General features: G+C 59.2%; 18 protein-coding genes. 13 read left to right on the plus strand and 5 right to left on the minus strand.

What is annotated here, in order from left to right:
• Positions 1–7: 7 nt before the first annotated feature.
• Together ugpA and ugpB are read right to left on the minus strand one after the other, a co-directional pair.
• On the minus strand, positions 8–889 hold the full coding sequence (ugpA, locus tag ACFVTJ_RS13095) for a sn-glycerol-3-phosphate ABC transporter permease UgpA (protein ID WP_386907988.1): 882 nt from the start codon (positions 887–889) through the stop codon (positions 8–10).
• A 68-nt stretch (positions 890–957) separates the two neighbouring features.
• The gene (gene ugpB / locus ACFVTJ_RS13100) at positions 958–2,268 is read right to left on the minus strand and encodes a sn-glycerol-3-phosphate ABC transporter substrate-binding protein UgpB (protein ID WP_386907990.1); all 1,311 of its coding nucleotides are present in this window, start codon (positions 2,266–2,268) and stop codon (positions 958–960) included.
• A 359-nt stretch (positions 2,269–2,627) separates the two neighbouring features.
• Here ugpB and ACFVTJ_RS13105 point away from each other — a divergent pair, with 359 nt between their 5' ends.
• The 3 genes from ACFVTJ_RS13105 (at position 2,628) to ACFVTJ_RS13115 (ending at position 4,544) form a co-directional block, all read left to right on the plus strand.
• A complete protein-coding gene (locus tag ACFVTJ_RS13105) occupies positions 2,628–3,743 on the plus strand; it encodes a CobW family GTP-binding protein (protein ID WP_386908038.1) in 1,116 nt (371 codons plus the stop codon).
• Entirely contained in the window at positions 3,740–4,009 is a 270-nt protein-coding gene (locus tag ACFVTJ_RS13110) for a hypothetical protein (RefSeq protein ID WP_386907992.1), read from the plus strand. The genes ACFVTJ_RS13105 and ACFVTJ_RS13110 overlap by 4 nt, the downstream gene beginning before the upstream one ends.
• Before the next feature lie 97 nt (positions 4,010–4,106).
• Entirely contained in the window at positions 4,107–4,544 is a 438-nt protein-coding gene (locus ACFVTJ_RS13115; protein ID WP_386908040.1) for a YqaA family protein, read from the plus strand.
• Positions 4,545–4,638: 94 nt separating this feature from the next.
• On the opposite strand, the gene zigA is transcribed toward ACFVTJ_RS13115, so the two are convergent.
• Complete coding sequence (zigA, locus tag ACFVTJ_RS13120; protein ID WP_386907994.1) at positions 4,639–5,841, minus strand: zinc metallochaperone GTPase ZigA; 1,203 nt, start codon at positions 5,839–5,841, stop codon at positions 4,639–4,641.
• A 298-nt stretch (positions 5,842–6,139) separates the two neighbouring features.
• On the opposite strand from zigA, the gene aztA reads away from it, so the two are divergent.
• From aztA to ACFVTJ_RS13170, 10 genes are all read left to right on the plus strand, one after another.
• Positions 6,140–6,997 carry a zinc ABC transporter ATP-binding protein AztA gene (gene aztA / locus ACFVTJ_RS13125; protein ID WP_386907995.1) on the plus strand — a complete coding sequence of 286 codons (858 nt, stop codon included), beginning with the start codon at positions 6,140–6,142 and terminating at the stop codon, positions 6,995–6,997.
• Positions 6,990–7,856, plus strand: a complete 867-nt coding sequence (aztB, locus tag ACFVTJ_RS13130; protein ID WP_386907997.1) for a zinc ABC transporter permease AztB — start codon at positions 6,990–6,992, stop codon at positions 7,854–7,856. The genes aztA and aztB overlap by 8 nt, the downstream gene beginning before the upstream one ends.
• Before the next feature lie 27 nt (positions 7,857–7,883).
• On the plus strand, positions 7,884–8,897 hold the full coding sequence (gene aztC / locus ACFVTJ_RS13135) for a zinc ABC transporter substrate-binding protein AztC (protein WP_386907999.1): 1,014 nt from the start codon (positions 7,884–7,886) through the stop codon (positions 8,895–8,897).
• Between the two features lie 170 nt (positions 8,898–9,067).
• Entirely contained in the window at positions 9,068–9,541 is a 474-nt protein-coding gene (locus tag ACFVTJ_RS13140; RefSeq protein ID WP_386908001.1) for a ribonuclease H, read from the plus strand.
• A gap of 288 nt (positions 9,542–9,829) precedes the next feature.
• Positions 9,830–10,522, plus strand: coding sequence for a FadR/GntR family transcriptional regulator (locus tag ACFVTJ_RS13145; RefSeq protein WP_386908042.1), 693 nt, complete (start codon positions 9,830–9,832; stop codon positions 10,520–10,522).
• Positions 10,519–11,691, plus strand: a complete 1,173-nt coding sequence (locus ACFVTJ_RS13150; RefSeq protein ID WP_386908003.1) for a PLP-dependent transferase — start codon at positions 10,519–10,521, stop codon at positions 11,689–11,691. Before ACFVTJ_RS13145 ends, ACFVTJ_RS13150 begins: the two co-directional genes overlap by 4 nt.
• Positions 11,692–11,726: 35 nt before the next feature.
• Positions 11,727–12,986 (plus strand): ABC transporter substrate-binding protein, encoded by a 1,260-nt coding sequence (locus tag ACFVTJ_RS13155; RefSeq protein WP_386908004.1) that lies wholly within the window; start codon positions 11,727–11,729, stop codon positions 12,984–12,986.
• A gap of 150 nt (positions 12,987–13,136) precedes the next feature.
• On the plus strand, positions 13,137–14,081 hold the full coding sequence (locus tag ACFVTJ_RS13160) for a carbohydrate ABC transporter permease (RefSeq protein ID WP_149741928.1): 945 nt from the start codon (positions 13,137–13,139) through the stop codon (positions 14,079–14,081).
• 3 nt (positions 14,082–14,084) lie between these two features.
• The gene (locus tag ACFVTJ_RS13165; protein ID WP_035228147.1) at positions 14,085–14,915 is read left to right on the plus strand and encodes a carbohydrate ABC transporter permease; all 831 of its coding nucleotides are present in this window, start codon (positions 14,085–14,087) and stop codon (positions 14,913–14,915) included.
• Positions 14,916–14,919: 4 nt separating this feature from the next.
• A complete protein-coding gene (locus tag ACFVTJ_RS13170; RefSeq protein WP_386908007.1) occupies positions 14,920–15,996 on the plus strand; it encodes an ABC transporter ATP-binding protein in 1,077 nt (358 codons plus the stop codon).
• Between the two features lie 3 nt (positions 15,997–15,999).
• Here ACFVTJ_RS13170 and ACFVTJ_RS13175 read toward each other — a convergent pair whose 3' ends face one another.
• Together ACFVTJ_RS13175 and ACFVTJ_RS13180 are read right to left on the minus strand one after the other, a co-directional pair.
• Positions 16,000–17,004 (minus strand): ABC transporter ATP-binding protein, encoded by a 1,005-nt coding sequence (locus ACFVTJ_RS13175; protein ID WP_386908009.1) that lies wholly within the window; start codon positions 17,002–17,004, stop codon positions 16,000–16,002.
• 12 nt (positions 17,005–17,016) lie between these two features.
• On the minus strand, positions 17,017–17,733 hold a 717-nt coding region (locus ACFVTJ_RS13180; protein WP_386908011.1), incomplete at its 5' end, for a carbohydrate ABC transporter permease.

Consider the following 17,733-nt stretch of genomic DNA (forward strand, 5'->3'; position numbering starts at 1 on the left):
GAAATCCTCAGCCGTAATGCACGCGCTTCTCGACGAAGCGGAACTGGAAGGCGGTGAGCGCGATGACGATCACCATCAGGATCACGGATTGCGCGGCGGAAGAGCCGAGGTTCAGGTTCACGAAGCCGTCATTATAGACCTTGTAAACCAGCGTTTCCGTCGCCTTGGCGGGGCCGCCGCCGGTGACGGCATGGATGATGCCGAAGGTATCGAAGAAGGCGTAAACCGTGTTGACGACCAGGAGAAAGAAGGTTGTCGGCGCCAGCAGCGGGAAAACGATGGTCCAGAAGCGCCGTGAACCGCGGGCGCCATCAATGGAGGCCGCCTCCAGCAATGATTTCGGAATTGCCTGCAAGCCTGCGACAAAGAACAGGAAATTATAGCTGATCTGCTTCCATGCGGCGGCTGCGACGACCAGCAGCATGGCCTGATTGCCGTCGAGCAGTGGGTCCCACATGATGCCGTTGCGGCGCAGGATATAAGAGAAGGTGCCCATGGCCGGGTTGAACATGAAAAGCCACAACATGCCGGCGACAGCGGGCGCCACGGCATAGGGCATAATCATCATGGTGCGATAAAAACCCTTGCCGCGCACCACGCGGTCCGCTGCTGTTGCCAGAAGCAGGGCAAGTCCCATGGAGACGAGTGCGGTCAGCGCGCTGAAGATGATCGTAACCTTCAACGAGTTCAGATAGCTCTCATCCGACAGAACAGCGGAGAAATTGGCGAGCCCGACGAAATTGCTGCTCAGTCCGAAGGCGTCTTCGCGCATGGTCGATTGGTAGAGCGCCTGGCTGGCGGGCCAGAAGAAAAAGATCACCGTCAGCACGATCTGTGGTGCGACCAGCAGATAAGGCAGGATCTTGTTGGGGAATACGACGCTTTGCACAGCGATCTCCTGATGACGTGAAAATGCCGCCCGCACCTGAAAAAGATGCGGGCGGGGCAGGGGATCTTTTAGTTGCCGGCGGCCTGCTTGATGGCGGCGTCACCACGCTGCACGATCTTGTCGAGGGCGGCTTTCGCGTCCTGCTTGCCGGCCAGCATCGCCTCGAACTCTTCGTTCATGATGTCGCGCACCTGCGGCAGGTTCACGAGGCGCACGCCCTTGGAGTTTTCTGTCGGCGGCTTGCCCATCATCTGCAGCAGCGGCGTTTCGCGGGCAGGGTTCTTGTCGTAGAAGCCGGATTTCTTGGTTTCCTCATAGGCCGCGATCGTGACCGGCATGTAGCCGGAGACTTGGTGCAGGCGAGACTGGATCTTCGTCTGCGAGAGGAAATGGAAGAATTCGGCAACACCCTTATATTCGGCGTCGCTCTTGCCGCCGAAGACCCAGAGGCTGGCGCCGCCGGGGATGGTGTTCTGCGGACCATGGCCTTCGTAATAGGGCAGCTGGCCGATGCCGTAATTCATGCCGGTCTTGACGATATCGCCAAGGCCGCCGGAGGATTCGGTCAGGATGCCGCATTCGCCCGACATGAACAGCTGCTTGGCTTCCGAAGTGCGCCCGCCATAACGGAAGGTGCCGTCCTTGGCGAGATCGGCGATGGCCTGGAAATGCTCGACGAAGAGCGGCGCGTTGACCGCGAGCTTCACATCCGTGCCACCAAGACCGTTTTCATTGCTGCCATAGGACACGTTGTTCCAGGCGGCGAAGTTCTCCGTCTGGATCCAAGTGAGCCAGGTGGAGGTGAACCCGCACTGCGCGGCACCGCTGGTCTTGATCTTCTTGGCGGCTTCGAAAACTTCCGGCCAGGTCTTGGGCGGGTTGGCAGCATCGAGGCCGGCCTTCTGGAAGACATCCTTGTTGTAATAGAGGATCGGCGAGGACGAATTATAAGGGAAGGACAGCATGGTGCCGTCGGGCTTGGAATAATAGGCGACGATGCCGGCCAGATATTCATCCTTGTTGAAGGTATAACCACCTTCCTTCAGCACATCCGCCACCGGCTTGATGGCGCCTGCGGCACCCATCATCACGCCAGAGCCGGCGTCAAAGACCTGAATGATGGCTGGCGGCTGCTTGGCGCGGAAGGCGGCGATGCCGGCATTCAGCGTTTCCGGATAGGTGCCCTTGAACACGGGCGTGATCTTGTAGTCTTTCTGGCTTTCGTTGAACTCTTTCGCCAGCGTATCCACGACCTCGTTATTGGCGCCGGTCATGGCGTGCCACCATTGAATTTCCGTCACGGCATATGCATTCGATGTGACAAAAAACGAAAGCGCGGATGCCGCAGCGAGGCGGTAGCTTAATCTTTTCAAGGTCATTCCTCCCATTATGAAAACAGTAAAAGATACAGCCCCTTATTGCAGCCCATCCTCCTCGATCCGACTGCGGGCGATCTTTTCTGTATTAGCATTGCCGATTAAAAGCGAACTCTAACGAAAATGCAAGAGAACGTGGAACGATTAAAACGAAAGTGAATGGAATGGTTTTATTATTCCATTTTTGGGCGCTCCGGTTTTTTCATGTGTTTGTTGCTGCGAGGCATGAAGAGTGCCTGGCATGTCGGCTCGAGGGCAAACTCCCATGTGTGCAGCGCTGAAAATCTCGAACGCATAAATCTGTTGATATGTTATTACATTACATAGTATGGTGCGACGAATTTATAAATCTCACGGTGCAAATGTTCGGAATGATGCGAAAGAAGGCGGTTGAGCGCAAAGAGGATCCGGTGGCCGCGCCACCGGTCAAGACGCTGCCGGTCACCTTGCTCACCGGCTTTCTCGGGGCTGGCAAGACCACCTTGCTCAACGAGCTTCTGGCCGAGCCGGCGATGGGCGACGCTGCCGTCATCGTTAATGAGTTCGGTTCGGTGCCCATTGATCACGGTCTGGTTCGAACGGGGTCGGAGCGTTATTTTCAGACCACGACGGGCTGCATCTGCTGCACCGCCACCAGTGATATACGCACCTCGCTTTACGAGCTGCATCAGGCCTTCCTGGAAGGGGTAATGCCGGAAATATCGCGTGTCGTCATCGAGACCACCGGCCTTGCCGATCCCGCGCCGATCATCAACAGCCTGATTGCCGGCGGCACGCCGGCGCTGGGCCTGCGTGACCACATCGTTGCCCGCCACTTTCATCTTTCGGGCGTGGTTACGGTTTTTGATGTCATCTCGGGCCGTGCGATGCTCGACAGTTTCATCGAGGGCTGGAAACAGCTGGCGTTTGCCGATGACATCGTCCTGACCAAAACCGATCTTGCCGAAGCGACGGCAAGCGATCATAGGAACCTTGCCGATCTCAATCCCGTCGCTCGCCTGCATGACCGCAACGCGGCCGATTTTGATCTCATGTCGCTTTTTGCAACGAAGAACTATTCGCTGCGCGGGAAGGCGGAGGACGTGTTGGGCTGGCTGACGACCGACAGGCTGAGCCTCCATGCCGGCCATGCCCATGATATCAACCGTCATCGCGCCGGGGTGGAGGCCTTGGATCTCACCTTTGAAGGCGCGCTCGATCCGCAGGCGATCGTCACTTTTCTCGAACTCGTCACCAGCAACGTGCATTCCGGCCTGCTACGGCTCAAGGGAATCTTCGGCGCGACTGACGACCCGGGGCGGCCGGTCGTCGCCCATGCCGTGCAGCATCGGCTTTATCCCCTGACCCGGCTGGAAAGCTGGCCGGATGGCGATCGTTCAACGCGGATCGTCATGATCGGCATGGATATGCCACAGCAGCCGATCCGTGATCTATTCAACACGCTGGCAGCGCAGGCGGGGCGAAAGGGCAGGGCATGAACAACCCGCTTGCACGTAAGGGGTCCGCGATCATCTCGCAGGCCCGCCTCCTGAAACAGTGGTCGCGCGATTTGCTGCATCTTCATGCGGAGGACGTCGTCACCATCAGCGAACTTTCCTGTGCGCTGCCGGATTGCCCGCCACGGGAAACGGTGATCGTCGTCCTGTCCGCCTCCGGCGATATCAGGCAAATATCCATCCACAAGGCGCTGCTGGAGGTGGATCATGACGATATCGTGTGCGCCATTGCCGCGAATTCCGCCTGAGAGCCCGCCTCCAGACGGCAGAGCCGCTTGACCGCCGCAGCCTTCATCCGCCAATTCAGGGGCAGCGATGGATTCGCTGAATGATGAAGGGCAGGCGATGGCCGATCTGGCGGTATATGCGGGGTTGTTTCTGACGGCGTTCATTGCGGCGACCATCCTGCCCATGCAGTCGGAGGCGGCGCTTGCCGGTCTCATTCTTCTGAAATCCCAGCCCGTCTGGCTGCTGGTTGTCGTAGCGAGCGTCGGCAATGTCGCCGGTTCCTTCGCCAACTGGCTGCTTGGCCGCGGCATCGAGCGTTTTCGGCATGAACGCTGGTTCCCGGTCGGGGAAGCTGCGCTGCAGCGGGCGCAGAACTGGTACAGGCGTTACGGCAAATGGTCTCTTTTGCTCAGCTGGGCGCCCTTGATTGGTGATCCGCTGACCGTGGCAGCCGGCGTCATGAAGGAGCCGCTGCCGGTGTTTCTGCTGCTGGTCACCATCGCCAAGGTTGGGAGATATGTTGTGCTCGCGCTGGTGACGCTGAATTTTCTATAATTTCAACTGCTTATTTCGCGGGCCTCGACCTTCTCCCCGGGGGGAGAAGGCGAGAGAGGCATCCGCTCCGCTAAATTGCGGGCGGTGGAGACAATCAAGCCGCCTGCCTGTCCCAACTGTCGAAAGGATCGGGCAGGTGCCGCCAGGCATCAGGGCTAAAGCTTTCGGTATCGATCAAGCAGGCGTCCAGTTGCGCCCGGATGCGCGCCTCGCTCATCGGATCGGAGCCGATGAAGACGATTTCCTGCCGCCGGTCGCCGAAGACCGGGTCGAGATAGGGCTTCATCATGTCGATAAACTGTTTTTCACGCGGCCATTGCTCCTTGGGCACGGCGGACCACCAGAGACCCATTTTGCCGGTGCGGACCAATGCGCCCGCCTGGCTGATCTCGCCGACATAACGCGGCCGTGTCGCCAGCCAGAAAAAGCCTTTGGCGCGCACCACCCCAGGCCAGGCACGGTCGATAAAGCGCTGGAACAGTACGGGATCGAAGGGTTTTTTGGCGCGGTAAACGAAGGAACGAATGCCATATTCCTCGGTTTCGGGAATGTGATCCTTGAAGCCGTGCAGTTCCTTGAACCACAGGGGATGTTCTTCGGCCCTGGCGAAATCGAAGCGACCGGTACCGAGCACCTCCTTCAGTTCCACCTTTCCGAAATCGGCCTCGATGAGTTTCGCATCCGGGTTCAGCCCGACGATGATCTTGCGGGCCGCATCCCGCTGCTGTGGCGTTGCGGTGCCGATCTTGTTGAGGACGACCACATCGGCGAATTCGATCTGCTCGACCAGAAGATCGACGATGGTGCGGTTGTCGCCATCCCCCGCCGTTTCGCCCCGGTCGGCCAGAAAATCGGATGAACCGTAATCATTGAGAAGATTCGCGGCATCCACCACCGTCACCATCGTATCCAGCTGCGCGACATCAGACAGGCTGCGGCCGTTCTCGTCACGGAAATCGAAGGTGGCGGCCACGGGAAGGGGCTCTGCGATGCCGGTGGATTCAATCAGCAGATAATCGAAGCGACCCTGTTCGGCGAGTGCACGGACCTCGGTCAGCAAGTCGTCGCGTAGCGTGCAACAGATGCATCCATTGGTCATTTCCACCAGCTGTTCTTCGGTGCGCGAAAGATTGGCGCCGCCATCCCGCACCAGGGCCGCATCGATATTGATTTCGCTCATATCGTTAACGATCAACGCCACGCGCAGACCATCCCGATTAGCGAGGATGTGGTTGAGAAGGGTGGTTTTGCCAGCGCCTAAAAAGCCGGAGAGGACGGTGACGGGGAGTTTTTTCATGGGGACCTCGTTCTGTGGCAATAGTCGAGTGGACGTCATGACGACCACGGCAGGCGATTTGGAAACGGAGGGGTTTTTGAAGTGCCGGTTCCAGCTGTGTAACGTAATAACATTACATACGCGCAAAATGTCAACTGGGGTTGGAAAAAAAGCACCTGCGGAAACGTGAGATCGCTGCCCAACAGAGCGTCGCTGAAACTTTCCAACAGTTAATGTTATTTCATTACATATTCGTTTGACGAACGTAATAACATTACATATCAAGGGCGCTGATTGAAATCCTGCCCCGGAGGGATCGATGAGCGATCCGTGCCTCACCTTCACAAATCTGACGCTTGGATATGCCGGCCGCGCGGCCGTGCATCATCTAGATGGCGTTATCACCAAGGGATCGCTCACCGCGGTCGTTGGCGCCAATGGCTCGGGCAAATCGACGCTGATGAAGGGTATCGCCGGTATTTTGAAACCGCTCGGCGGTGAGTGCCGGATCAGCTCCTGCATGTCCGTCGCCTATCTGCCGCAGCAGTCGGAACTTGACCGGACGTTCCCGGCTCAGATGCGCGATCTCGTTGCGCTGGGTCTCTGGCCCAAGCGCGGCCTGCTTGGCCGCCACCGTTCTGAAGACAAGGCGGCGATGGGCCGGGCGATGGAGGTGGTCGGGCTTTCCGGCTTTGAAAAGCGCAATATAGATTCGCTCTCCGGCGGCCAGATGCAGCGTGCCCTGTTCGCCCGCGCCATGTTGCAGGATGCCCAGTTGATCCTGCTGGATGAGCCCTTCAATGCCGTCGACGAGCGCACCGTCACCGATCTTCTCGTGCTGATCAAGGCATGGGTTGCGGAAGGGCGCACGGTGCTTGCCGTCCTGCATGACCATCAGCTTGTGCGACAGCATTTTCCCCAGACCCTGTTCCTCGCGCGGCGTCTCGTCGGCCTTGGTCCGACAGCCGATGTCCTGAAGCCGGAAAACATGCGCCAGGCGCGGCATTTCCACGAAGCATGGGAGGAAAATGCAGCGTGGTGCGCGCCGGGCGATACGCCAATGGTCGATGCGACAGCGACCAATGTGCCAGCGATTGATGCGCTCAATGCAGGTCCACGGACGGCGTCATCCCATTCTCACCTCCACTCCCACGCAAATTCGAATGCCCATGGCTGATTTCTTCATCGAACCCTTCGTTCAATATGTCTTCATGCAGCGGGCGCTTACCGGCGCCTTGATCCTTGCCATCAGCTGCGGGCCGGTCGGGGTGTTCCTGATGCTACGGCGCATGAGTCTCACGGGCGATGCCATGTCGCATGCCATCCTGCCGGGAGCGGCCGTCGGTTTTCTGTTTTACGGGCTGGAAATCCTGCCGATGACGATTGGCGGGTTGGTGGTCGGCCTTGTGGTGGCGCTGGGTGCCGGTGCGGTATCGCGTTTCACCGTTCAGAAGGAAGACGCCTCGCTTGCCGCCTTTTATCTGATTTCACTGGCGCTCGGCGTTCTGCTCGTCTCGTGGCGTGGCTCCAGCGTCGATCTCATGCATGTGCTGTTTGGCACGGTGCTGGCGCTGAACAACGAGGCGCTCGGCCTCATCAGCGGCATCTGCATCGTGACGCTTGTGGTGATGGTCACCTTCTGGCGTGCGCTGATGGCGGAATGCCTCGACCCCCTGTTCCTGCGCTCGGTCAGCAACTGGGGCAGCCCGGTGCATTTCCTCTTCCTTGCCATCGTCGTGCTCAATCTGGTCGGCGGCTTTCAGGCGCTTGGAACGCTGCTCTCGGTGGGGCTGATGATGCTACCCGCTGCGGCCAGCCGCTTTTGGTCCAATCGCGTGGCGCCCATGTGCTTCATTTCCATCGGCATCGGCATGGTTTCCTGCTTTGCGGGCCTCATCCTGTCTTATCACGCGTCGCTGCCATCGGGCCCGGCGATCATCCTGTCTGCGGGCGTCATTTACGCGCTCTCCATCCTCGTCGGCACGCGCGGCGTGCTAAGTGATCTTCTCGGTTCCGGTCGCCATAAAACGGCCTGAAAACAGCGTCCAAAAAGGAGAACCTTCATGTTCAAAACCTTCCGTCTCGCCACTGGCGTCAGCCTTCTTTCTCTTTCCCCGGTCCTGATGGCGCAGGCGTCCGCCGCCGAACTCAAGGTCGTGGCCAGTTTCTCGATCATCGCCGATTTTGCCAAGAACGTCGGCGGTGACCGCGTTGAGATCACCACGCTGGTGGGGCCAGATGGCGATGCACACGTTTATGAGCCGCGCCCGGCCGATGCCGTCGCCGTCAGCAAGGCGGATGTGGTGCTGGTCAACGGCCTCGAATTCGAGGGCTTTCTGAAGCGTCTTATCGACACCAGCGGCACCAAGGCTCCGGTGGTTGAATTGACGAAGGGCGTTGAGCCGCTCAAGCTTTCCGACGAGCCGGCCGGTCACGCCCATCCGGAAGCAGAAGAAGAAGGCCACGACCACAAAGCCGAAGAGGCTGGCCACAAACACGAGACCGCTGAGGCTCACGATCACAGCCATGAGGGACACCATCACGGCGAATACGACCCACATGCCTGGCAGTCGATCAAGAACGCGGAAATCTACGTGAAGAACATCGCTGGCGCATTTTGCGAAGTCGACAAGGCTGGTTGCGCGACCTACACCGCCAATTCGGATGCCTATATCGCCAAACTTGCCGCGCTGAACGAGAAGGTGAAGACCGAAATTGCGGCTATCCCGCCGGAAAAGCGTGTCATCATCACCTCGCATGATGCGTTTGGTTATTTCGAACACGCCTATGGCCTGAATTTCCTTGCGCCCGAGGGCGTATCGACGGAATCGGAAGCCTCGGCCGCCGATGTTGCCAAGCTGGTTGACCAGGTGAAACACGACAAGGCCTCGGCGATCTTCGTCGAGAACATTACCGATAAGAGGTTGATTGACCAGATCGCCAGCGAAACCGGCCTCAAGGTTGGCGGCACGCTCTACTCCGACGCGCTTTCGGCTGCCGATGGTCCGGCTTCGACCTATATCGACATGATCAACCACAATATGCAGACGATCACAGCGGCGGTTCTCAGCCAGTAAGTTCAGTTCTTTCGCAGCGATGATAGAAGGGTGGCTTACGCCGCCCTTCCTGCATTTCTGTGACGCTTCTTGGCCTTGCCGGGAAACGAGAGGTGGCATTGGAACGAAATAATCCCGTCCGATGACCTGTTTGTTTAGCGATCTCCAATTCAGTGCTACACACCCTCCTCATGTCTGACGCTCTTCACATCTTCACCGATGGCTCCTTCAACGATGCCTCCCGTTCCGGAGGGTGGGCTTTCGTCGTTCATGAAGCAGGCAAGCAAATCCATTCGGCCTCGGGCAAAACGACCGGTACATCCAACAATACGTTCGAAGTCCTCGCCGTCCTGAACGCCATGTCGTGGATCGCCGCCGAGGCGCCAACGCATGCGGTCACGCTTTGGACCGATGCCGTTCATGTCGTTGAGGGCTGCAATCGATATCGCGTGATCTGGCGAAACAATGGGTGGAAGCGCATTACGCCCAACCAGCACACACGCCGGAGACCGATCCCGGACAGAGAGATTTGGCAGCAGCTCGACGCGCTGCTCGAGCGGCATCCCCGTGTGGTCGTGGAATGGTGCAAGGGGCATTCGGGCACTGTCGGCAATGAGCACGCCGATGCTCTGGCGCGTCATATCGCCCGCGATACGGCGCCTTAACGCGCTCCCCCAGGCGCTGTCATGCCGCGAACTGGGTTTTTCTTCAAGCCGCCGCGCTCTGACTTTTTCAAGGTCGAGCGATCGCCAAGTTGTTTTTCTCGGCATCAATAATCGACGAGACCACCTCAATTATCTAGACTTTTCGATGCATTTTCAAATGGATATGGGGCTCCATCGAGATGGGTATTCAGTATCCCCTTTCCGGTTGACAATCAATTTACCTTTTGAAATGGTAAGATGTCAGACCAATTTAGGGGATGCGTCTTGGACAGGTCCAGCCGGGAACTCATGCAGCCAATTCCGCCGAGCGACCGTGTTCGCCAGGTGGAGGCAGCGCTTTCCGACTATGTGGAGCGCGCAGGACTGAAGGCGGGCGATCGTCTGCCGGCGGAGCGAGAACTGATGGCGGCGCTGGGGGTGGGGCGGTCCACAATCCGCGAAGTCATCCGCAAGTTTCAGGCGCTCGGTGTCATCGACAGCCGCAAGGGCAGCGGCAATTACCTCTTGAAGCCGATTTCCGCTGCCACCGTGCATATGCCGATTTCCATCGATGCCGAAAGTCTGCGCGATGCGCTGCTGATGACGCTGGAAGTACGGCGCGGCATCGAGGTGGAAGCCTCCATGGCCGCTGCGCGCCGCCGCACGGCAGACGATATCGCCACGATGGAAGCGCGGCTGGACGAAATGGAGCGGGTGCATCTCGCCGAGGGAACTTCAGGCAAGGCGGATCTCGCCTTTCACCTTTCCATCTATGACGCCACGCATAATTCGCTGTTCAAGCAGCTATTGGAGCAGATGCGCGAGGGTTTTGAACGCTTCTGGTCGAAACCCTTCGACCGGCCGGATTTTGCCAGTCGCTCCTTTCCCTTTCACCGCACCTTGTTCAACGCGATCGCCGCCGGTGACGCGGCAACGGCGCGGGAAGAAACACTGAAAATCCTCGCCGTCGTCGAGGAAGATATCAAGGACATGTCGAAATGAACCATGGCAACGATCTCTTCGATCCCGCCTCCCTGATCGTCGCCCATGACGAAGCCCACGCCTTCGAGGCCGTGGTGCCGCCCATCGTGCAGACGTCGCTGTTCACCTTTTCCAGCTACGACGAAATGGTCTCCACCTACCGCGGCGAGAAGGTGCGGCCGGTCTATACGCGCGGATTGAACCCTACCGTTCGACTGTTCGAAGAGATGCTGGCAAAACTGGAAGGGGCGGAAGACGCACTTGGTTTTGCAAGCGGCATGTCGGCGATCTCATCCACCGTGCTTTCCTTCGTGTCGCCCGGTGACCGGATCGTCGCGGTGCGCCACGTCTATCCCGATGCTTTCCGGCTGTTCGGCACCTTCATGAAGCGCATGAATATCGAGGTCGTCTATGTCGATGGTCGCGATGAGGCGGCGGTAGAAAAGGCGATGCCGGGCGCGAAACTCTTCTACATGGAAAGCCCGACAAGCTGGGTGATGGAGGCGCACGATGTCGGTGCGCTCGCCGCCATAGGCAAAAGGCACGGCGCCGTTACCGTCATCGACAATTCCTGGGCAAGCCCGGTCTTCCAGCAGCCGATCTCGCTTGGCGTCGATCTCGTTCTACATTCCGCCTCGAAATATCTTGGCGGCCATAGCGACGTGGTCTCCGGCGTGGTTGCTGGCTCCAAGGAGATGATCGATCGCATCCGGGCGGAAGCCTATCCCTATCTCGGCGGCAAGATGTCGCCTTTTGATGCCTGGCTGCTCATTCGCGGGCTTCGCACCCTGCCGCTGCGCATGAAGGCGCATCAGGCCTCAGCTTTGGACATAGCAACACGTCTTCACGCGCTCGAGGTGGTGGAAACCGTCTGCCATCCGGGGCTGGCGAACCGCCTGCCGCCCGGCCTCAACGGCACCTCCGGCCTGTTCTCCTTCATCTTCAAGGAGGGGGTGGATGTACGCGCCTTTGCCGATCGTCTCAAGCTTTTCAAACTGGGTGTTTCCTGGGGCGGGCACGAAAGCCTGATCGTTCCGGGTGAAGTGGTGCTTGAACAAAAGGCGCAGCCAAACTCTGCCCACACTTTCGGCATCAGCGCACGGTCCGTGCGCTTGCATGTCGGGCTGGAGGGCACGGAGGCGCTCTGGAACGATCTCGAACCTGCGATCAAGGCGGCCACCAAGGCCTGACGTGATTTAACTGACCACAAAAAGGGGAGAACGACATGAAAAAACTGGTAGCAGCAGCAATCTTCACCGCCCTGATGACTGGAACGGCGCTGGCGGACACGACCTTGAAGCTGGTCGAAGTCATCACCAGCCCGGAACGAACCGAAACGCTAGAGGGCATCGTCTCGAAATTCGAGACCGCCAATCCCGGCACCAAGGTGGAAATCATCTCGCTTCCCTGGAGCGAAGCGTTCCAGAAATTTGCCACCATGGTTTCCGCAGGTGATATTCCGGATGTGATGGAAATGCCCGATACATGGTTGTCGCTCTATGCCAATAACGGCATGCTCGAAAGCCTTGAGCCCTATCTCGCCAAGTGGGAGCACACGTCGGGGCTCAGCGAGCGCACGCTCGAACTAGGCCGCGACGTAAAGAACACGGCCTATATGCTGCCCTACGGCTTTTACCTGCGCGCCATGTTCTACAACAAAAAGCTGCTGGAACAGGCCGGCGTGAAAGAGCCGCCGAAGACGCTTGAGGAATTTGCGGATGCCTCCAAGAAGGTCGCAGCGCTTCCGGGCAAATATGGCTATTGCCTGCGCGGCGGCCCCGGCGGCCTCAACGGCTGGGTGATGTTCGGCGCTTCCATGGCGGGTTCGAACGAGTTCTTCACCAAGGACGGCACCTCCACCTTCGACAGCCCCGGCTGGGTGAAGGGCCTGACATATGTGATCGATCTCTACAAGAACGGATTGGCGCCGAAGGACAGCGTAAACTGGGGCTTCAACGAGATCGTTGCCGGCTTCTATTCCGGCACCTGCGCCTTCCTCGATCAGGACCCGGATGCGCTGATCGCCATTGCCCAGCGCATGAAGCCGGAAGATTTCGGCGTCATGACTATGCCGAAGGGTCCTGACGGCAAGACCTTCCCGACGATTGGTTTTGCTGGCTGGTCGATGATGGCGAAGTCTGAAAACAAGGACCTTTCCTGGAAGCTGATCGAGACGCTTGAGGGGCCGGAAGGCAATATCGAGTGGAACAAGAAGACCGGCGCGCTGCCGGTGCACAAGTCGGCGGAGAAGGACCCCTTCTATGCCAGCGAGCAGTTCAAGGGCTGGTTTGACGAACTGGCTGACAAGAATGCCGTACCGACGAAAATGCCGACCTATCTTGAGGAATTCGCCTTCTTCAAGGACTCGCTCGTGATCAAGACCTCGCAGGAAGCGCTTCTTGGTGACATCACACCCGAGGATCTGGCCAAACAATGGGCTGATTACATGACCAAGGCGCAGCAGAAGTTCCTCGCCTCGAAATAACGACACGCGCCAGCCGCGCGGGCGCAAATGCCTGTGCGGCGGTCTTGCCGGCCTTCGTTGCAAAAGGCCTTTTCATCGAAATTTTTCGGATCGGTCAGCCGAATGGCTTGAAAACCCGTCCGTTTCGTCGTCCGATCAGGGAGCGATACAATGTCCTATGCCCATGGCGCCGGGCCGGTGGCTGCGCGCAAACCGGCTGGCAAGCCCGCGATGCGGCGGTTTGCCGACTGGGCCGAACCCTGGCTCTACAGCGCGCCGGTGCTCGTGCTGATCGTCGCCGTGATGCTGGTGCCGCTGGTGCTCGGCCTCTCCTATGCTTTCCGCGATGTGCAATTGCTCAATCCGTTTTCGGGCGGGTTTGTGGGCCTCAAACATCTGGAGACGCTCTCGCAGGATGCGGCCTTTTACCGGGCGCTGAAAAACACTCTGTGGTGGACCGGTGCTTCGGTTTTCCTGCAATTTTTCTTCGGCCTCATTCTGGCGCTGCTGCTCGACAAGCCCTTTGCGGGCAGGGGCCTGGCGCAGGCGCTGGTGTTCCTGCCATGGGCCGTTCCCACCTTCCTTGCCGGTCTCAACTGGGCATGGCTGTTCAACCCGGTCATCGGGCCGCTGCCGCATTGGATGGTTTCGCTCGGGCTTCTCTCCGCGCCCAATAATATCCTTGCCGATCCGCAGCTTGCGATGTGGGGGCCGATTATCGCCAATGTCTGGTGGGGCATTCCTTTCTTCGCCATAACCCTTCTTGCCGCCCTTCAGGCGATCCCGCGCGATCTCTACGAAGCGGCGGAAATTGACGGGGCGAACCCGCTGCAGCGGTTCACTTCTATCACCCTGCCGTTTCTGGCGCCCACCATCGCCATCACCATCCTGCTGCGCACCGTCTGGATCGCCAATTTCGCCGATCTCATCATCGTCATGACCAATGGCGGACCGGCCGACCGCACGCAGATTGTCGCCAGCTACATCTTCACGCAGGCCTTCAAGCGGCTGGACTTCGGTTACGCCTCGGCGATTGCGCTGGTGCTCCTGGTGCTGTTGCTTGCCTATTCCATGCTAATCGTCCTGCTGCGCCAGCGCCTGATCGAGAAGGATTGACCGATGACATCAAGGATTTTTCTTACCCTTGCCCATCGTCTCGCGATCCTCGCCTACATCGCCTTCGCACTGTTCCCACTCTTCTGGCTGCTGAAGGTTTCCGTCACGCCGAATGATCTGCTCTACAGCGAGGGTGTCAGGATGTGGCCATCGCGCGCGACATGGGATCATTATCGTTTCGTCATAGAAAACAGTGCCTTCCCGACGTTTTTTAAGAACAGCGTTATCGTCGCGGGCTCCACGGCAATTGCCGTCACGATACTCTCCTCGCTGTCGGGTTACGCGCTGTCGCGCTTTCGTTTCAAGGGCAAATACTGGATCGTCGCGCTCATGCTGATCACCCAGATGTTTCCGCTGGTCATGCTAGTCGCGCCGATCTTCAAGATGCTGTCGCCGCTCGGCCTCACCAATAGCTTGACGGGCCTCGTCATCGTCTATACAGCCTTCAACGTCCCCTTCGCCACCTTCCTGATGCAGTCTTTCTTCGACGGCATTCCAAAGGATCTGGAAGAGGCGGCGATGATTGACGGGGCAAGCCGGTTTACGGCGTTCCGCCAGATTATCCTGCCGCTGACGCTGCCGGGCATCGCCGCGACGCTCGGCTTCGTCTTCACCGCCGCGTGGAGCGAGCTTCTGTTTGCGCTGATGCTGATTTCCGGCAACCAGAGCGCCACTTTCCCGGTCGGCCTTCTGACCTTCGTTTCGAAATTCTCCGTCGATTTCGGGCAGATGATGGCGGCGGGCGTTCTGGCGCTCATTCCGGCCTGCCTCTTCTTCCTGCTTATTCAACGTTATCTCGTGCAGGGCCTCACGGCCGGCGCGGTGAAAGGGTAATCCCATGGCTTCCATCGAGCTGAAGAATGTTGGCAAAACCTATGGCGATCTGGCCGTGCTGCATGGCGTCGATCTTGATATCAGGGATGGCGAATTCATCGTCCTCGTCGGCCCCTCCGGCTGCGGAAAATCGACGCTGCTGCGCATGATCGCGGGGCTGGAAGAGATAACGTCCGGCGACCTCTCCATCGACGGCGAACGCGTCAATGATCGCCGGCCGAAGGATCGCGATATCGCCATGGTGTTCCAGTCCTATGCGCTCTATCCGCATATGAGTGTTGCCGACAATATGAGCTACAGCCTGCGCCTGCGCCGCAGCCCGAAGGAAACGATCGCCGCTGCGGTCTCGGGCGCTTCTGCCAAGCTAGGCCTCGATCCCTATCTCGCCCGCCGCCCCAAGGCACTCTCCGGCGGCCAGCGTCAGCGTGTCGCCATGGGCCGCGCCATCGTGCGCCAGCCGAAGGCGTTCCTGTTCGATGAGCCGCTCTCCAACCTCGATGCCCGGCTGCGCGAACAGATGCGGGCCGAAATCAAGCGCATGCATGCCGACCTTGGCGCGACCTCGGTTTATGTCACCCATGACCAGATCGAGGCGATGACGCTCGCCTCACGCATCGTCGCCATGAATGCCGGCCATGTGCAGCAGATCGGCGCGCCGCTCGATCTCTATGATCGTCCCGCCAATCTCTTCGTCGCCGGCTTTATCGGTTCGCCCGGCATGAATTTCCTCGAAGGACGGCTCGGACGGGAGAATGGCGGCAGTTTCGTCGTGCTGGGTGACGGCACGCGTCTGGCGCTCGGCCGCGATGTAGAGCTGGCCGATGGTGAGCCGGTCACGCTCGGCATCCGCCCGGAACATGTTGCCGTTGGGCCTGATGAAGGCGGTGTGGAAGCGACTGTCGATCTGGTCGAGCCGACCGGCCTCGGCGTCATCCTGCATCTCACCGTGCATGGATTGCCGTTCAAGCTGTTTTCTTCGGACCGGGCATTGTTGCAGCCAGGCAAATCCATGCGGGTCGGTTTCCCGCAGGAAAGGCTGCATGTCTTCGACAGGAATGGCGTCAGAATAGGAGAGGCGTGAGGCTCAGGCCGAGATCGCCACACCCTTGTCATCGAACCTGTGGATTTTGGTCTCGTCGGGCGTGATGAAGACGGTGTCGCCGTGCTTGCAGGCGAATTCGCCATCGGCGCGGGCGGTAATCGGGCCGATGCCTGGGACATCGATATGCAGAAAAGTGTCGGAGCCGAGATGTTCGGCGACCGTGACCTTGCCCTGCCACAGCCCGCTTTCCTTCGACAGCACCAGATGTTCCGGCCGCACGCCGGCGGTGGTGGCATTCTTGCTGCGGGCGAAGTCGCCGGTGATGAGGTTCATGCGCGGCGAGCCGATGAAGCCCGCGACGAAGAGGTTGGCGGGAGAGCGATAAAGCTCCATCGGCGAACCGACCTGCTCGATATTGCCGCGGTTCAGGACGACGATCTTGTCGGCCATGGTCATGGCCTCGACCTGGTCGTGGGTGACATAGATCATCGTTGTTTTCAGCGTGTTGTGCAGCTCGGATATTTCCAGCCGCATGGTGCCGCGCAGCGCCGCATCGAGGTTCGAAAGCGGCTCATCGAACAGGAAGGCAGAGGGTTCGCGCACGATGGCGCGGCCAATCGCCACGCGCTGGCGCTGTCCACCCGAAAGCTGCGAGGGCCGGCGTTCGAGATAATCGGTGAGGTTCAGAACGCGGGCGGCGTCCTCCACCTTCTTGTCGATGACGGCCTTGTCGAGCTTGGCCATTTTCAGCGGGAAGGCGATGTTGTTTCTCACACTCATATGCGGGTAGAGCGCATAGGACTGGAACACCATGGCAAGGCCGCGTTCTGCCGGCGCGCGCTCGGTCACATCCTTGCCGTCGATGACGATCTTGCCGCCGGAGACGTCTTCGAGCCCGGCGATGAGGCGCAGCAACGTGGACTTGCCGCAGCCGGACGGACCGACAAAGACGACGAATTCGCCGTCATTGATATCAAGATCGATCGACGGGATGACCTTTGCCTCACCGAAGACCTTGGACACGTTCTGAAGGGAAATGCTGCCCATGTTTGTCGTTCCTTATTTCACGGCGCCGAAGGTCAGGCCGCGCACGAGTTGCTTCTGCGAGAACCAGCCGATGACGAGAATGGGGGCGATCGCCATCATCGAGGCGGCCGAGAGTTTTGCCCAGAACAGCCCCTGCGGCGAGGAGAAGGAGGCGATGAAGGCCGTCAGCGGCGCGGCATTGGTGGTGGTCAACCGGATGGTCCAGAAGGATTCATTCCAGGCAAGAATGACGTTGAGGAGCAGCGTCGAGGCAATGCCGGGCACCGCCATGGGTGTCAACACATGCACGATCTCGTTCCACAGCGAAGCGCCATCCATGCGCGCGGCTTCCAGGATCTCGCCGGGAATTTCCCGGAAATAGGTATAGAGCATCCAGATGACGATCGGGAGGTTGATGAAAGTCAGCATGATGGTGAGGCCGATGCGGGTATCGAGCAGACCGGCATTGCGGAAGATCAGATAGATCGGCACCAGCACGGCCACCGCCGGCATCATCTTGGTGGAAAGCATCCACATCAAAATGTCCTTGGTGCGCTTGGTCGGCGAGAACGCCATGGCCCAGGCAGCGGGAATGGCGATGATCAGCGCGATGATCGTCGAGCCGAGCGACAGCACGACCGAGTTCATGAACGGTTTGAAGTAATCGCGCTGGGTCTGGACCGTCACGTAATTCTCAAGCGTGCCCGACGGAATGAGGCTGAAGCCGGCGATCGCCTCCGGCTCGGTCTT

This window comes from Agrobacterium sp. NPDC058088, from assembly GCF_042885035.1.
GTDB lineage: Bacteria > Pseudomonadota > Alphaproteobacteria > Rhizobiales > Rhizobiaceae > Agrobacterium.

Bases quoted from the DNA above. Each gene is read 5' to 3' on its own strand.
- ugpB (WP_386907990.1), bottom strand. From the start codon at position 2,268: ATGACCTTGAAAAGATTAAGCTACCGCCTCGCTGCGGCATCCGCGCTT.
- ACFVTJ_RS13105 (WP_386908038.1), top strand. From the start codon at position 2,628: ATGTTCGGAATGATGCGAAAGAAGGCGGTTGAGCGCAAAGAGGATCCG.
- ACFVTJ_RS13110 (WP_386907992.1), top strand. From the start codon at position 3,740: ATGAACAACCCGCTTGCACGTAAGGGGTCCGCGATCATCTCGCAGGCC.
- ACFVTJ_RS13115 (WP_386908040.1), top strand. From the start codon at position 4,107: ATGGCCGATCTGGCGGTATATGCGGGGTTGTTTCTGACGGCGTTCATT.
- zigA (WP_386907994.1), bottom strand. From the start codon at position 5,841: ATGAAAAAACTCCCCGTCACCGTCCTCTCCGGCTTTTTAGGCGCTGGC.
- aztA (WP_386907995.1), top strand. From the start codon at position 6,140: ATGAGCGATCCGTGCCTCACCTTCACAAATCTGACGCTTGGATATGCC.
- aztB (WP_386907997.1), top strand. From the start codon at position 6,990: ATGGCTGATTTCTTCATCGAACCCTTCGTTCAATATGTCTTCATGCAG.
- aztC (WP_386907999.1), top strand. From the start codon at position 7,884: ATGTTCAAAACCTTCCGTCTCGCCACTGGCGTCAGCCTTCTTTCTCTT.
- ACFVTJ_RS13140 (WP_386908001.1), top strand. From the start codon at position 9,068: ATGTCTGACGCTCTTCACATCTTCACCGATGGCTCCTTCAACGATGCC.
- ACFVTJ_RS13145 (WP_386908042.1), top strand. From the start codon at position 9,830: ATGCAGCCAATTCCGCCGAGCGACCGTGTTCGCCAGGTGGAGGCAGCG.
- ACFVTJ_RS13150 (WP_386908003.1), top strand. From the start codon at position 10,519: ATGAACCATGGCAACGATCTCTTCGATCCCGCCTCCCTGATCGTCGCC.
- ACFVTJ_RS13155 (WP_386908004.1), top strand. From the start codon at position 11,727: ATGAAAAAACTGGTAGCAGCAGCAATCTTCACCGCCCTGATGACTGGA.
- ACFVTJ_RS13160 (WP_149741928.1), top strand. From the start codon at position 13,137: ATGTCCTATGCCCATGGCGCCGGGCCGGTGGCTGCGCGCAAACCGGCT.
- ACFVTJ_RS13165 (WP_035228147.1), top strand. From the start codon at position 14,085: ATGACATCAAGGATTTTTCTTACCCTTGCCCATCGTCTCGCGATCCTC.
- ACFVTJ_RS13170 (WP_386908007.1), top strand. From the start codon at position 14,920: ATGGCTTCCATCGAGCTGAAGAATGTTGGCAAAACCTATGGCGATCTG.
- ACFVTJ_RS13175 (WP_386908009.1), bottom strand. From the start codon at position 17,004: ATGGGCAGCATTTCCCTTCAGAACGTGTCCAAGGTCTTCGGTGAGGCA.